Below are 15,687 nucleotides of genomic sequence, written 5' to 3'. Positions count from 1 at the left end.
AGAATGGTAATTTTATGTAGTGATACCATTACTCGGTTGTTGTAAAAGGCTCTTGAACAGCCCACCTGCTGACGCAGGTGGGCTGTTTCACTTACGTGTTTTACAGTTTCTACATTCAAATATCAAACTGCGTCAAGGGAAGTGCCTCCCATCCCCCATCTAAACCCACAATTCCTGTTCTAACAACTCGCGTAAGCTATCAATATCCTGATCAATGTACTCCAGCGTAGAGCGCAAACTGGAATGCCCCAACGGGCGTTTGACGGCCTGCAGATTACGATCTGGTGATTTCATCAAGTTAGTGGCCACAGTGTGCCGAAAACGGTGCGGGCTGACCGCAAAGCGGCATTCCCGGGAAAGACGATGGAAAAAAGAGCGCAGCGGGTACACACCCATCGGCTCAGGCGACGCATTCCCCTGTTGTGCTTTACGTCGTAGATCAAAACGGTTCACATTAAACAGTTGTTCAGTGGGCGATGCGTCTGCCTCCTGCGTACGCATCACCAACATCTCCAACCGTGGCCGCAAGCGTGAGGTAATAGGGACACGAAATTCCCGGTGATTTTTAGAGCCCGCAGCAATCACATCAATCCAGTGTTCCTCCAGATTCACATCGCACAGCCGCACATGCAGCAGTTGATTCTGGCGCATCCCGGTATAACTTAATGTGTCTAATACTGTCAGCCAAAACCAGGCCGGATAACAGGCATTAGCGCGCCCGTTCAACACATGGGATTGTGCGCCCGATTGTTCTTTTTCATGGTGTTGTTCCATCAGGCGATACACGGTTTTTACTTGGGTAGGTGACAACGTTTTCTTCTTCTTTTTGCCAACCCGAACGACGGCTTTATTGAAAGGATTTTCTGGATGAAGTAACAGGTCATTCTTCATACCAAAATTAAATAACGCTAATGCATCAGTCGCATTAAATCGATTTCTTAACGTGCCAATTTGCCTGTTAATTAATATCATAACGGAATATTATTTTGAATAATACTAATTTATTAATGGTTTTAATCATAAAAATACAATATCATCCAGGTGATTTTTACATAATGTATAATTTTATCAATTACATATGAATAAAATCCTTGGATTTGATTTCGAAGCGTTAAAGTTAGCTGTGTCTATAGATTACCCCTCCCTTATGCTTTAAGGTATAAAAAAACTAAAGCTATTCTGGGGAAATTCAGGCTATAGATTTTGGATGTTGTTGCTTCTCATTTGCAGCCTTTACGCTAATGCCCAGCGAATGGACGGTGCTACATAGCATTTCACTTTTTTGACTTCTCGTCGTAGCAACTCACCTCGCTATCTCTTATGCCTCTTTTAGCAGTCATAGCCGACGAAACTACTTGGATACAAGAGGGATCTACCTCTAAGGAGACACGTTTTTATGAGTATTAAGGCGCAGGTGAGTATCGCCCGCAAACTGGGATTTACTTCGCACCAGAATGCAGTTCCGCTGTTACGTGAACTTGTCTTGCATAACGAATCAGATCAAACCTTTCAGGACTTAAGGTTACAATTGCAGACTGCACCTGCAGTGCTAGAAGCGAAACAGTGGAGTATTGATCGTCTGCTTCCTGGTTCATCTATTGATATTCGTGAGCGCGATGTAAAGCTCAATGCGGAATGGCTAGCTGAACTCACTGAAAGTGTGATGTGTGAAATCACGTTAAGTTTGTGGCAGGGCGACGAAGAACTTTTTACCCTTAATTATCCACTTGAGGCGTTGGCGAAAAATGAATGGGGCGGCAATGCAATGTCTGAACTACTGCCCTCTTTCATTATGCCGAACGATCCTGCTGTTGATCGCCTCCTCAAAGCTACATCAGATGTTCTGCGTAGTGCCGGGAAAAACGATGCACTTGATGGGTACGAAAACCAATCCAGAGTTCGCGTATGGGAGATCGCGTCTGCACTATGGACTGCGGTTTGTAACTTAAGAATCAGCTATGCCCTCCCTCCTGCCAGCTTTGAGTGTAACGGCCAGAAGATCCGTACACCGGGTGCCATTCTTGAAAGCAAAGTTGCCACCTGTCTGGACACAACGTTATTGTTCGCCTCCGCACTGGAGCAAATCGGGCTTAACTCGCTGGTATTTCTCAGTGAAGGACATGCCTTCGCTGGCTGCTGGCTGCAACCACAGGAGTTTGCACAATTGGTCACTGAAGATGTATCTTCGGTGCGTAAACGTATTGACCTAAAAGAAATGGTCGTATTTGAAACAACGCTGGTGACGAAGGAATATCCACCTTCATTTTCACAAGCTTTTGAAGCAGCCTTAAAAAACCTGACAGAAGAAAAATTCCATGCGGCCATAGATACCCGCCGTGCGCGAATGCAAAAAATTCGCCCCTTGGCATTAGGCATCACTCACCTGAAGACATCATCCGATTCAACATCAGATATCATACATGGATTTGAAAATGCCCCTTCGCTCCCTGCCTTTGATTTAGATATTGAAATTGAGGGTAAGAAAGAAAAAACCAGTCGTCTGGTGCACTGGCAACGCAAATTACTCGATCTAACCACCCGTAACCGCCTGCTGCATCTACCAGAAAGTGCTAAAGGTATCCGCCTAATATGTTCAAACCCTGGCTATTTGGAGGACAAACTGGCTGAGGGGAAACGAATACGCATTGTCTCTATGCCAAATCTTGAGCAGGGAGGACGTGATGCAGAGTTGTATAGTCAGCAAACAAACACGAGCCTGCGTGAGGAATATGCTCAGCTTGCGCTTGATCGCGGAGAAGTGGTGTCACCACTTGAAAAAGATCGGCTGGAATCTGCCCTTATAGATCTGTATCGCAAGTCAAAAAGTGATCTGGAAGAAGGTGGTACTAATACGCTCTTTCTTGCTGTGGGTTTTCTTAAGTGGAAAAAATCAGCTGATGATCCGAAAAGTTATTCTGCACCTCTGATTCTTTTGCCGATCCAGCTTGACCGTAAGAGCGCGCTTTCAGGCGTCACTATGCGAATACTTGAGGAGGAGCCTCGATTCAACCTGACTTTACTCGAATTACTGCGCAATGATTTTGCTCTGATGATCAATGGTCTTGAGGGGGAGTTACCCACGGATGAAAGCGGCATTGATGTGGAGGGCATCTGGAACACTGTCCGCCGTGCTGTGCGTGATATGCCTGGTTTTGAAGTCACTCGTGATGTCGTGATTGGTACTTTCTCTTTTGCCAAGTATCTAATGTGGAAAGACCTTATCGATCGTGCTGCACAATTAATGCAAAGTCCACTGGTTAAATATCTTATTGAGCGCGGTCAAGACAATGAGGTTCTGGAAAAGAGCGGCGAAATTGTTGAGGTTGAGAGGCTTGACGATATCATCGGCCCCGAGGAGCTCTTCTTGCCATTGCCCGCAGACTCCTCACAAATTGCTGCGGTTGTGGCTTCTGCTAGAGGGCGTGACTTTGTACTTGATGGACCACCCGGTACCGGTAAATCCCAGACAATCGCCAATATTATTGCCCATAATTTGGCACTAGGGCGACGTGTACTGTTTGTTGCCGAAAAGAAAGCTGCGCTTGATGTGGTCTATCGCAGACTGGAAGCTCAGGGACTAGGCGAGTTTTGTCTGGAGTTACACTCCAGTAAAACTTCAAAAATGGATTTCCTCAAACAGCTGGAACGCGCCTGGGATGCTCGAGATGTGCTAACTACCAGTGAGTGGGAAGAAGAGGCTGGTAAGGTACAACGCCTGCGTGACAAGTTGAATGAGGTTGTCCGCTTGCTGCATTTGCGCTGGCCAAATGGTTTGACTCTCCATCAGGCGATGGGACGCGTTATCAGAGATGCCAGCAATGCAACACCTCCTTTCATCTGGCCTGCTGGTACTTTGCACACGGCTGAACAAATGACCGTGTTCAGAGAAATCGCAAGACGTCTTGAACTCAACTATGACGCCTTTAAACAACATAGAATGCATTTCGGGATCATTAACCAAACTGACTGGACCAATGGTTGGCAGTCGTCGCTGATAGCTGAGGCACGAACAATCCCTGCCAAAATTGAGTATCTGGAACAAGCCACGGAGGAATTACTTAAAGCCACGGGAATATCATTGGATTCCGTTGAACCGGAGAGGCTTGTACAGTTAGCCTCACTTTGCGAATTGTTATCTAAGGCAGCCGGTATTGACCTAAGTTTTATGTTTGCCCCGGATGCTACGGCTCGAATTGAAGCTGCGAAAACAGCAATCAACCTGCTCACAAAAATCGAATCAACTCAATTGCGTTTATCAGTTCCTTATCCTGATAATAGGTGGCAAAGCGTCAATGCTCAGCAGATTAAAGTCTCATTGGCAGAAGCTGACAAAAAATTCTGGTTCTTCGCAACTAATGCTCGTAAGAAAATTGTTGGGGAAGTGATGCGGCAATGCTCACTTGATTCAACTCCCGACCTTTCTGCCGATCTACCTATTATAGAGATACTTCAATCACTATATCAGCAGCTGTCAGAACTGACTTTATTAACGACAACCTTGCCTGGATGGAATGGCCTGGATAGCAGTCATTCTGATTTACAGGGCATGCTGGATTTAGCTGATGCTATTCGAAATACTCTAGCTGGTATGGCATCATCGCTTCAGCAGCTTACGGAGATCCGTTCTGCCGTTAAAACACTGGTCATTGAGGCTAATGATTTACTCGGGTCGCAGGGTATTATTGCTGCTTTAACTCAGAAACTACGCACTACGGTGTCTGATTTCAACGAAGCTAAAGTCAGATTCTGTCATCTGATCAAATCGACAGAAAGTGAACTGACGATAACAGCGTTACGCGACTGTGCATTAGAAATTATTCATCATGAGTCCGCTCTCAAAGCCTGGAGTGATTGGGCAAGGGTGCGCGAAGAAGCGATAGCTCAGGGGTTATTGCCTTTAGTCAACGCACTTGGTCATGTTGATTCAAGCGATGTCAGTGTGGCTGAGTTGTTTGAAACTGCGTATTGTCGTTGGTTCGCCTCGTGGATGATTGACTCGGAACCTTTGCTGCATAATTTTGTTCCTGCGGAGCATATGAGTGATATTGAGGCCTATCGTACTCAGACGGATCGTCTTGCCAAACTTACTGTGCGCTATATTCGTGCACGTTTATGTGGTGTGATCCCGGCGAAAAATGAGGTCAGTAAGCAAGGTGGTTTTGCTCTGCTCAAACATGAGTTGCAGAAGTCACGTCGTCATAAACCGGTACGCCAGATGGCTGCGGAAATGGGCGATGCTATGTCTAAACTTGCGCCCTGCATGCTGATGAGCCCACTTTCAGTAGCACAGTTCTTGCCTTCAGATCAGACGCTGTTTGATTTAGTTATCTTTGATGAGGCATCACAGATAGCCCCCTGGGATGCTATTGGCGCAATAGCTCGCGGCAAACAGGTTGTTATTGCAGGTGATCCTCGTCAAATGCCTCCAACCAGCTTCTTCAACCGCGCAGCCAATGAAACAGATGATGATACTGAAGAAGACATGGAGAGCATCCTTGATGAGTGCCTGGCTGCTGGTTTGTATAACCACAGCTTGAGTTGGCATTATCGGAGTCGCCATGAAAGCTTGATTACATTCTCCAACCATCGCTATTACGACAGTAATCTGATTACTTTCCCGGCCTCAAAAACATGTCAGAGTGCCGTTCAGTGGCGCAAAGTTGCTGGTATTTACTCTAAAGGTAAAGGACGCCACAATCAGGCAGAGGCAGAAGCGATGGTTGCTGAAACGGTAAAACGACTGAAAGATAAAACCTTTATCGCGTCCGGCAAGTCAATCGGTATTATCACGCTGAATACAGAACAACAAAAGCTGATTAACGACCTGTTGGATCGTGCACGGCAGCAATATCCAGAGATTGAACCATTCTTCCAGCCTGAACTGGAAGAACCCGTTGTGGTTAAAAATCTTGAGACAGTCCAGGGTGATGAGCGTGACCTGATCATGCTCGGGATAGGATACGGTCCTACAGAACTTGGCGCCAATACCATGTCGATGAATTTTGGGCCTTTAAACCGTGATGGAGGCTGGCGTCGCCTCAACGTTGCGATCACTCGTGCACGTCAGGAGATGATAGTTTTCAGTTCATTTGATCCTTCCGTTATCGATCTCAATCGCACGAGTGCGCGGGCCGTTTCTGATCTTAAGCACTTTATTGAATTCGCCCAGCGTGGCCCGATGGCTCTGGCGCAAGCCGTTAGAAGTTCGGTAGGGGGTTATGACTCGCCATTTGAAGAGGCGGTGGCTAATGGCCTAAGAAAGAAAGGCTGGCATGTCGTTCCGCAAATCGGTGTGTCACGCTTTCGTATTGATTTGGGGATTGTTCATCCAGATAAGCCTGGTGATTATCTTGTCGGTGTTGAATGTGATGGCGCTACCTACCATAGCGCAGCCACTGCACGCGATCGCGACAAGGTACGCAGCGCGATACTGCAAAGTCTTGGTTGGAAACTTCTTCGTCTGTGGTCAACAGAATGGTGGATAGATAAAGAAGGTGCTCTGGAAAGACTCGATGTGGCAATTAATAGCCTACTTGAAGAATCCAGAGCCACTGAAGCCATCAGGGTTGCAGCAGAAGAACAGGCCCAGATTGCCCTGGCAGAAGCTGAAATCATTGAAGAGGCTTCTGCTCATGCCATAACGTCAGTAGCGAATGACGGTGATATCGCTGCACTTGTAGAAAACATAAAATCTGTACCCCTATTGGAAGATGATTCTGGAGATTCATTACCTGAACTCAAGTACGCCTATTCAGCGGCATCTGAGCCAACCCGAAATACCAAGGCTGATAAATATGTCGTGAATGACTTGCTGGGGTGGCAAGGCAAGACTGATCCAGAGAAATTTTATATTCCAGAATACGATGAAACGTTAAAAGCTCTCATTGCGGAAGTGGTTAATGGCGAGTCACCTCTACCTGATACCACATTGGTGCAGCGTGTCGCACGTGCACATGGATTTAACCGTACTGGCAGACTGATTCGCGAACGTGTTATGGAGATCGTTGATCAGAACTACCATGTCGCAACGGATCTTTGTGGGGAGGATTTTGTCTGGCTATCTGAAGCTCAACGCTCTGACTGGAATACCTTCCGTGTTCCTGCAACAGATTATGATGTTCGTCAGGTTGATGCTATTCCAAACGAAGAGTTACGCTCGCTGGCTTTAAGTATTGATGGGGAAAATAAGACCTTAGAAATGGCAAGGTCACTGGGTATTAAGCGACTGACCAGCCAGGCGAAGAAAAGGCTGGAATTATTGTTCTAAATAAAATGGCCACTTTGGGTACTAAAGATCTGTAGTGGTCCTTATTAACGCCTGTTGACTGGCGGATTGCAACGCTAAACCGCCAGTCTCAGATCCTCAAGCACCACCGACGGTTGTCTAAACCCAAGGTACTTGTGTGGCATGTTCTGCGCCCCCCTGACAAATGTGAACGCCTACTCAAATGACAGAGTAAGTAGGTTCATATAAGGCTGCTTCTAAATTAGCATTTGACGCAACTTAGCTTATAGAGCAACATTACTCTATGGAGGAGTGAGAGTGTTTAACGTGATTTTGCATGATGAAGTACCCGAAGAACTCGCAAGTTTACCGCCAGTCATCAAAGCTAAAATGATCCGACTGATTGATAAACTTAAGATAAATGCAACTGCCCTGAGAGAGCCTGATAGCAAACCACTCAAAGATGGCTTATTTGAGATCAGAACAATGGGAACGAATATCGCCCGAGGGTTGTATGTTTATCAGAAAGGGAAAAATATCTATCTATTACGAGTGTTTATCAAGAAAACACAGAAAACACCGTCAGGGGAGATAACGCTCGCTTTTGAACGATTAGAGGAGATGCTAAATGAAAAAAGCTAAAGGCGTTGCCTGGGAGACAGTCAGAACCGATTTAATGTCTGACCCAGAAGTACAAGCTGCTTATGAAGCCGAAGAACGTAAAGAGCGTTTGCAGGCCATGTTGGCAGAATGGCGTAGCCATGCAGGGTTAACGCGTGCACAGGTTGCTGAGCGAATGGGGGTAACGCCGCCCACCGTTTCACGTATGGAGTCCAATATCGTTAAAGCAAGCCTCGACACCCTAGTCAGATATGCCAACGCGTGTGGTATTAAACACCCTCAGATTACACTATAACTGATGTTTGATATGGTTCCTTATTTCGGAACCACCCCGAACACATTCAATACCTCGACAGGAGAAAACAGTATCGAACCTATTCCCTTTTTTATGCCAAACCACCCGGGGCCCTATTGGTGGCCCCTTGAATTACCGAAAAAAATAATATCTTTAAATAACAATTTGTTATTGGTTTATTGGTTTATTCCGATTCCGAGTCCGGGCACCACTTATTCAGAGAACCCAGCCCATGGCTGGGTTTTTGCTTTTTAGCACTCCGGTTGGTAGATGGCTGGTCGTTATGGTCACCTAAGCCACTGCCCCATGAACCCCATATCTCGACTGCTCCAGGCCCCGCTCAAATGCTTTAGGGCCAGCGCCAACTCGTCTTTCTCGCTGCCCTGAACTGGCCGCAGCCGAGAGCAGACAAACAGCTAGGTAGCAGCAAACAACGAGAAGGGGGATGTTGAAAATTTTGGTAAGGAACAACAGCAGGCCACGCCATCCACTTGGTCTGAACAGCGTAACAAGCTATACTGGTCAAAAGAGCAGCAAAGAAAGGAGTAAGTCAATATGGTAACCAAACTGTCCCCCATCGTATCCGAGTTTGAGACTCAGGAGCAGGCAGACAGCTATGACCGCTGGTTCCGTGCCAGAGTAGAAGCAGCGATGAACAGTACCAAGCCCCGTATACCTCACGATGAGGTGATGGCAGAGATCCGTTCTCGTCTGGAGGCTAAGCGGAAACTTCATAATGCGAGTTGATTGGAGTGATGAAGCACTGGAAGCATTGTGGACCATTATTGATTACATAGATACACGTAATCCCAGTGCTGCTGCCAAACTCTCGTCGGATATAGAGCAAGCTACGCAATCCCTACCATTACAGCCTTATATGCATCGTATTGGTCGCATGCCAAGCACGAGAGAAATCATCGTCCATCCTAACTCAGGGCGGGATCGCACTTTGTTAATGAAACTTGAACGGGCAGATCGTCTGTGATCTAATCACGTCTCCATGTAGGAGGCACGCTCGATGACATTGATTGAACACCTTACCCTTGTTGAAGAAACCCGCTCTGACATCAATCGTAAACATGACCTTGTTGACGTCATGTTTCTTGTCATCAGTGCCATCATGAGTGGTGCCGAAGGCTGGCGGGACATAGAGACCTATGGCAATTCAAAGGCCGATTGGCTCCGTCAGTATCGACCTTTTGCCAACGGTATCCCGCGCCGTCACACCATTGCCCGCATTTTGCGCTGCATTGTCATCGATACCCTGCTTGAAGCGTTGCTCTGCTGGGTCAATGAACAGCGTACCCATCAGGGCAAACCCATAATTGCCTTTGACGGCAAGGTGTTACGCGGCTCCTACCGCGGAAATTCCGCCGAAGCTCTGCAACTGGTTACAGCCTACGATACCGAAAATGGTTTGGTTTTAAGCCAGAAAACAACCCCAAATAAGAAAGGGGAACTCGAAACGGTCAAAGAAATGCTGGAAATTCTTGAGCTCAAAGGCGCCGTTGTGACGCTTGATGCCCTGCATTGTCAGCGTGAGACGCTGGAGAAAATCAGCGAGAAGAAGGCGCATGTGGTGGTTCAGGTAAAGAAGAACCAACCGAAGCTGTATCAAGCCGTTCAATCGCAATTTCAGGCACTCTTTGACGCACAGAAAGAGAAGATAATCGTCGAGCACAAAGAGAGTGGTCATGGCCGCCAAGAAGAGCGTTATGTCTTTCAATTAAAATCAAAACTACCGCCTGAGCTGGCGGAGAAATGGCCGACAATCCGCAGCATCATCGCCGTTGAGCGTCACCGTAGCGCCAACGGAAAAGGAACGGTAGAGACCGCCTACTATGTCAGCTCGTTATCTCCCAAACACAAGCTGCTCGGGCACTATATTCGTCAACACTGGCGGATTGAGAACAGCCAGCATTACATTCTTGATGTGGTGTTCAATGAAGATGCCTCCAGAATAGCGATGGAGGATGCGGTCGAGAATATGGCACTATTCCGGCGCTTTGTTCTAAACATCATAAAGCAGAGTAATTGTGGTGCGCCGAGTCAGAGAAACAAGCTAAAAAAGGCAGGTTGGGATGACAATTATCGGGCTCAGTTATTCTTTGGTTAAATAACAAGCAAAGTATGCTCCCGCCCTGCATCCTAACTATATCGTAGTATATCGGGTACAGCTTGATAGAGTTGAAGTACTTGATGTTCTACACGCCCGCCAGGAATACCCGTAGAATATCGAGAAAAATAGCTTAAACCGCCTCCATAACGAAGGTTGTTCTTGCCGACTCAGAGGTACCTTTTAAATTCCCCCATCGTCACCGATATCGCCAACTCCATCAGCATTGCTGCGAGCAGCAACAATAAGTTTGGTTAGACGGCGAACGGCGCGGACTGGTGCAGCACGCAAGGGAGTTGTGTCGCGTTAACGCAAGCAGGTCAACAAAAGCTGCGCTGCCGGTTATTCAGGCAGCGCAACGGTTGCTAACTTCACTACGCTAATGCGACAGAACCTTGTGAGGGTTAAATCAGCGTTTCCTTAGAACGCTATGCGCAGATTGGCCGCAACGCCATTTGATTGAATGTCGCTGTTAAAAGAACCTACGTAAGACAGGCTGAGTTTCACCGATTCGCTAAGAGTCGCATCAACACCAGCGCCGAGATTGAGCATCGGGTTGTCCATCTTTCCGCCCTCAATTCTGGCCTTGCCGAGATCCATAATCTGCAGATAGGCCTCTGGAGTGGTGTCGCCCATGAACGTGGTTCCGGAGATATAGCCCCGTGCCGCAAGCTTCACGGTACCGGCCGTAAGAAGCGGAGCGCTTCCGCGAACACCTAGGGTCGCCGCACCAAGCGTCTGCGAATTGCCGTCAGTATGGAACTTATAATCACCGACGCTTTCATCGAAACCGTCTGATTTGAGCCACAACATGTTCATACCAAGATAGGGTTCAATGGAGTACTTATCCTTGTTGAACCCCGTGTACGCCGCATCGGCGAAGACTTGGGTGATATCCGTAGTGGTGGTAACGTTATTGATCTGCGACTGGTCAATAACAGTCAGTTGGCGGCTCGACTCCCGGTCCTGGTTGGTGTACATGGTGCCGTAGGTGAACTTTGCGATCTCAGGGATATCGGAAACGCCGTAAACCCCGACGTGCAGGTCGTTGCTGTCCACTGTCCCGTACTGGCCGCCCCTGAACTTACTCTCACCCGCGCCAAAGAAGAGGCCAGCCTTGTTGTTGGAGGTGATGTCGGCTTCCATGCCGACAAGAGCTGCGTAGAATTCACCGTCCAGATCGGAGCGACCAAAATCTACACTGGACCAACTGCCGACACCCGTGGCCCATACGCGGGCCGTGTCACTGATTTGGATGCTTTTGTCGTGGCCAAAACCCGATGCCTGGTTTTCGAGCGTGCGGGACAGAGTCAGTGAATTGACAATGCTCGTATTGTCGACATTGAGGTACATGTCATTGCCCAGCGAATCAAGGGTGGAGTGAACTTGATCCTTGGTTGACCAAAGAAGTTGATCCATAAACATATTAGGCACATGGGTCGAAATCACGTTTGCGACAGTGCGACCGTTGCTATTGGCCGCATAACTGGCGAGGCCGGCGTCATTCCAACTAAGAGTTCCTGTGATGGTGGAGGGACCGCTAGCACTCCTGGTGGTGAGCACATCCATATTAAAGAACGCATAGTCTGGATCTACCACCATGTATTCGCTGCCAGCCAAGGTGTCAGCGGCTACGCTACCCGTTGCGACGAGGTTGTGGTTGTTGAACACATCTCGCAGAATATCAGTATCGGCGGCCGCAATCGTAAGCTTGGAACCTTTGTTGAAGGTCAGTGTACCCACATTGACATCATTTCCCGTCACGATGACATACGTACCGCCGCTATTGACGTTGACGTTGGCCAGACGGCTTTCCGTGGTAGTCAGCAGGCCTTTCATCGTGAAAAGATCGTTGTAGTGTGAAAGCACGCCGAAATAGCCGCCGTTAATGTTGACCGGCGCGGTGCCGAAGGATTCGGTGAAGCCGTACAGCGTGCCATCCTCAACCATCGTGCCGCCTTCATAGCTATTGCTACCGGTCATGACCAGCATCCCAGGACCCTGCTTGGTCAGCGAAGCCGTGTAGAGGCCGTTGGCGATCTTGTGCTCAATGTAGGCTGCGTTCCCATCCATCCATTCCTTGCGCCACTTGACAGCGTCCTCATAGGCGATCTTGTCATACATCTCGGGGTGGCCGTTAGTGATCGCCTGTATGTAAGGATCATTCAAAATGCCCTGAGTCATGAACGCTTGCTCGTTAAGAGTGCCATCCGGGTTCAGCACGTTGGGGCCGTAGTCACCGGCGTAGGCAATGCCCTGCGCCTTGTAGCCCGCCAGCCACGCCAGGTCTTCCCTTTCCCTTTCCTTGATCGCAGTCTGGCTAATATTATTCGACCAGACGTCCAGAGATGCCTTATTCATGGTGTATACCATCGGGCTCAGGAATTGGCCGGGGCCATACATGCCCTTGGCCAGATCGGGGATCCCCCAGCCCCAGCGTTGGTCCGGAAGGCCGTCGGGAGCAGTCCAGGCGATGGATTCCCCGGTGGCAGAGGTTTGCCCAGTACCGAGGAATCTCACACCATCGGACATCTTGTTGTTCGCCGTGGTGAACATCAGTTCGCGCACCTGCATGGCGTTCATGTTTGGATAGCGGGAGAGCAGAACCCCCATCACCGCTGTCGCAACGGGTGTTGCTGGTGACGTACCGCTTGAGCCTGAATAGGTCGTGTCGCTACCGCTGCCCGAGGTCCAAATGCTGTTTGAAGGGGTAGACACGGTCCACCATTTGGCGAGCCCCGCCTCGTTAAACCTGGACTGCTTGGTATATTCTGGATTGGCATCAGTGGGTGGTATCACCCCACCGACGACGACCCACTGGTTTTCCGCCCAGGGATTGAAGATGGGATAGGCCGGACGGTAATAGGGATTGTCCCAGTCGTTGTTACCAGCCGAACGTACGTTGACGGTGCCGCTGTCTTTGATGGCGTCCCATATGGCGTCCATAAAGGAAAGCCCAGGGTGGTTCTTATCGTATTGAATGCCACCTTCCGAATAGCTTTTTTTGAAGAGGAAATGCTGGTACTCAAGATCCTTCAGGTTCTGGCTTGGGAGAATAATCGCCATTGCCGTGCTGCTGGCGCTGTCTCTGCCGGCTAGCTCGTAAGCGTTGGCGAGGTTGCCATCGGCGCCGAGATCGTTTCCGTAACCATCATAGCGGGCTCTGTCAAGGGTCTGGACGTAGGATCCCCAACTGCTATTGATGACCTGGGCACCCGCGTCGACCAGCGCCTTATTGGCTGTATACCAGTACTCGTAATCGTGGAATGGACCGTGGGATTGGCCATCGGAACCGCCGGTCTTGGCGACATACATCATCGATCCAAAGGCGATACCGTGCTGGTTTTTACCGTCACGGATGCCAGAGGTAACCCCGAGCATACCGGTGCCGTGCGAGTAATCGCTGGTTAACGCCTGATCACCAGCCACAGTGAACCTATCGCCCGCGTAAAACGGGTTATTTGGGATTGCGCCACGATACCCGTAGCCGGACGTGCCGTAGACACCCTCCGCAGTAACCGACTTGATCAAATCGGTTTGAAATGCTTCGTGTGTGGCCCTGTAGCCAGAATCCATCATGCCGAGCGTGACGCCTTGCCCGAAGTACCCTAGGGCATAGGCGGTGGATGCGTTTACCGCGCTGAGCTGCCATGGAGCGTTGACCGCCGAGCCATCAGTAGCAGGGTTATGGCCGGTATAAAAACCATATTCCGCCGTTTCCCAACTGGCTTTCGCGCTGGCCATTTCTCCCGGGCTAGTGGCGACAAAGCCCGGGTCACCATAGTAGGTAAATATAGGTGCGCTGGCCGCACCGGCCGGAATAGTGAAGACAAGGGGTACCCATAGAAACGCCAGGACAAAAAATTCTTTCCTGGCATGACCTTTTTGCTCCTTGGATAGGTGTGGAACTCTCATAGGATCTTTGACCATCTAACGCCTCCATAAAACAGTTTAAATAGGTAAAACCTACCTGTCGCATGAAACCTCCCTGCGGACGGGGAGATTATCCAACAATAATTTGGTCGTGATCGTGAGCGCCATCCCAACCCACCCTCAAGTGGTGTTCGCTGACGCTAAAGTGAGTCATCGAAGAAGCACGGAGTGATTCAAGAAAGGTTATCGCCTGGCTCGATAACTGAACAAGCCCCTTCCCTCCCCTTAAAACTATTTTCCCCAGCAAAACATCACCCTAGCAAAACGTTGCTGCTTGCCAGCCAGTAAAACCGTCAGTTATAAAACTGTTTATTTATATAGTTTTTGCGGGCGTACATCGGCATGAAAATACTTTATGAAGGGATCAATACATCTGACATTTAAGAAGCCAGCATTCCGGCATTGATGAATAAGATGAACGATATTATTGCCAAACATGACCCAAGCGTACTACCTGAGCGAGTATAAGCCAGTGTGGTGTCAAGTTAAGAGGCAAAAGAAGTTACGCCGGTTTAACCTGACGAGCGACACGCAACAGCCAGTTCTCAACGGTGGCAATAGCCTCAGAGGCTGGGCGCTGATTGCTCTTAAGCAGGTGGTAAGACATCCCCTTGAGCCTAGGTTCGCCAACAATCTCTAGAACGCCCAGACGCAGCTCTTCCTCTATCAAGAGCAGACTCAAGAGTGCCACTCCCTGGCCAGCAATCGTCGCCTGAATGGCGTGGCTTTCTTCGGAATACCGACTACCTGCCGACAGATCAGATGGCTTTCGCCCGGTAGCCCGCGCCCACGCTGCCCATGTCAGGTCTACAGGCAATGGGCGATGCCAATCGAAATGGATCAAAGGCCATTTTGACACATCTTGGTTTGTCATCGTTTGAAGCATCTTGCTGGCGACAGGCGCGAAATTATCCTCCAGGAGCAACGTCGAAATTACGCCGCCATACTGGCCTTGTCCGTAGCGAATCGCCAGGTCTATTGTGCCTGCATTGAGATCGACTGGCGTATTGGAAGCATGAATATGCAGATCAATATCTGGATGTGCTTCATGAAAGTCTGCTAGCCGAGGAACCAGCCATTTAGTGGCAAATGCAGGCGTCGTAGATAATGTCACCAATGAACGAGATGGCTTGCGTATGCGTTCAATTGCCAGAGCGATAGTCTCAAAACTGCTATGAACCGCAGTGAAAAGCGCCTCGCCGTTCTGGGTCAGCTCAACCGCTCGTACCTTGCGCAAGAACAGAGGGTGTTCGAGATATTCCTCCAAGACACGAATACGGTGGCTGATGGCCGTGGCCGTGACGGATAACTCTTCGGCAGCTTTCTTGAAACTCCCCAAACGTGCGGCAGCCTCAAAAGCACGAAGAGCAGTCAGCGAAGGGAGTTTTATAGCCATAAACACCTGACCTTATATCATCTATTAGCTGAGATTTTATCGTTTGTTGGCCATCCATATTACGTAGAAACTTGCTTTGTTTGAATTAAAATCATCTATAA

General features: G+C 48.9%; 10 protein-coding genes. 7 read left to right on the top strand and 3 right to left on the bottom strand.

Annotated features, from left to right (window positions below; all coding sequences use genetic code 11):
• Positions 1 to 159: 159 nt before the first annotated feature.
• Entirely contained in the window at positions 160 to 972 is an 813-nt protein-coding gene (locus tag ACX9GV_RS02315) for a tyrosine-type recombinase/integrase (RefSeq protein ID WP_473196906.1), read from the bottom strand.
• A 424-nt stretch (positions 973 to 1,396) separates the two neighbouring features.
• On the opposite strand from ACX9GV_RS02315, the gene ACX9GV_RS02310 reads away from it, so the two are divergent.
• The 7 genes from ACX9GV_RS02310 to ACX9GV_RS02280 all read left to right on the top strand — a co-directional run bounded on the left by ACX9GV_RS02310 (position 1,397) and on the right by ACX9GV_RS02280 (position 10,372).
• Positions 1,397 to 7,267, top strand: a complete 5,871-nt coding sequence (locus ACX9GV_RS02310) for a DUF3320 domain-containing protein (protein ID WP_473196905.1) — start codon at positions 1,397 to 1,399, stop codon at positions 7,265 to 7,267.
• A 276-nt stretch (positions 7,268 to 7,543) separates the two neighbouring features.
• Positions 7,544 to 7,867 carry a type II toxin-antitoxin system RelE/ParE family toxin gene (locus tag ACX9GV_RS02305; RefSeq protein WP_023492722.1) on the top strand — a complete coding sequence of 108 codons (324 nt, stop codon included), beginning with the start codon at positions 7,544 to 7,546 and terminating at the stop codon, positions 7,865 to 7,867.
• Entirely contained in the window at positions 7,854 to 8,141 is a 288-nt protein-coding gene (locus ACX9GV_RS02300; protein ID WP_023492721.1) for a helix-turn-helix domain-containing protein, read from the top strand. Before ACX9GV_RS02305 ends, ACX9GV_RS02300 begins: the two co-directional genes overlap by 14 nt.
• 555 nt (positions 8,142 to 8,696) lie before the next feature.
• Positions 8,697 to 8,888 (top strand): type II toxin-antitoxin system RelB family antitoxin, encoded by a 192-nt coding sequence (gene relB / locus ACX9GV_RS02295; protein WP_473196904.1) that lies wholly within the window; start codon positions 8,697 to 8,699, stop codon positions 8,886 to 8,888.
• The gene (locus tag ACX9GV_RS02290; protein ID WP_473196903.1) at positions 8,878 to 9,126 is read left to right on the top strand and encodes a type II toxin-antitoxin system RelE/ParE family toxin; all 249 of its coding nucleotides are present in this window, start codon (positions 8,878 to 8,880) and stop codon (positions 9,124 to 9,126) included. The genes relB and ACX9GV_RS02290 overlap by 11 nt, the downstream gene beginning before the upstream one ends.
• 33 nt (positions 9,127 to 9,159) lie before the next feature.
• Positions 9,160 to 10,257 carry an ISAs1 family transposase gene (locus ACX9GV_RS02285; protein WP_473196902.1) on the top strand — a complete coding sequence of 366 codons (1,098 nt, stop codon included), beginning with the start codon at positions 9,160 to 9,162 and terminating at the stop codon, positions 10,255 to 10,257.
• Between the two features lie 25 nt (positions 10,258 to 10,282).
• Entirely contained in the window at positions 10,283 to 10,372 is a 90-nt protein-coding gene (locus ACX9GV_RS02280; RefSeq protein WP_473197957.1) for a type II toxin-antitoxin system RelE/ParE family toxin, read from the top strand.
• 305 nt (positions 10,373 to 10,677) lie between these two features.
• Here ACX9GV_RS02280 and ACX9GV_RS02275 read toward each other — a convergent pair whose 3' ends face one another.
• Positions 10,678 to 14,187, bottom strand: coding sequence for an autotransporter domain-containing protein (locus ACX9GV_RS02275; RefSeq protein WP_473196901.1), 3,510 nt, complete (start codon positions 14,185 to 14,187; stop codon positions 10,678 to 10,680).
• Between the two features lie 505 nt (positions 14,188 to 14,692).
• The gene (locus tag ACX9GV_RS02270; RefSeq protein ID WP_473196900.1) at positions 14,693 to 15,586 is read right to left on the bottom strand and encodes a LysR substrate-binding domain-containing protein; all 894 of its coding nucleotides are present in this window, start codon (positions 15,584 to 15,586) and stop codon (positions 14,693 to 14,695) included.
• Positions 15,587 to 15,687 lie beyond the last annotated feature (101 nt).

The organism is Serratia sp. 25CWL12 (genome assembly GCF_055790885.1).
This window is presented reverse-complemented; position numbering and strand designations above follow the sequence as displayed.

Bases quoted from the DNA above. Each gene is read 5' to 3' on its own strand.
- ACX9GV_RS02285 (WP_473196902.1), top strand. From the start codon at position 9,160: ATGACATTGATTGAACACCTTACCCTTGTTGAAGAAACCCGCTCTGAC.
- ACX9GV_RS02275 (WP_473196901.1), bottom strand. From the start codon at position 14,187: ATGGTCAAAGATCCTATGAGAGTTCCACACCTATCCAAGGAGCAAAAA.
- ACX9GV_RS02290 (WP_473196903.1), top strand. From the start codon at position 8,878: ATGCGAGTTGATTGGAGTGATGAAGCACTGGAAGCATTGTGGACCATT.
- ACX9GV_RS02310 (WP_473196905.1), top strand. From the start codon at position 1,397: ATGAGTATTAAGGCGCAGGTGAGTATCGCCCGCAAACTGGGATTTACT.
- ACX9GV_RS02270 (WP_473196900.1), bottom strand. From the start codon at position 15,586: ATGGCTATAAAACTCCCTTCGCTGACTGCTCTTCGTGCTTTTGAGGCT.
- ACX9GV_RS02315 (WP_473196906.1), bottom strand. From the start codon at position 972: ATGATATTAATTAACAGGCAAATTGGCACGTTAAGAAATCGATTTAAT.
- ACX9GV_RS02300 (WP_023492721.1), top strand. From the start codon at position 7,854: ATGAAAAAAGCTAAAGGCGTTGCCTGGGAGACAGTCAGAACCGATTTA.
- relB (WP_473196904.1), top strand. From the start codon at position 8,697: ATGGTAACCAAACTGTCCCCCATCGTATCCGAGTTTGAGACTCAGGAG.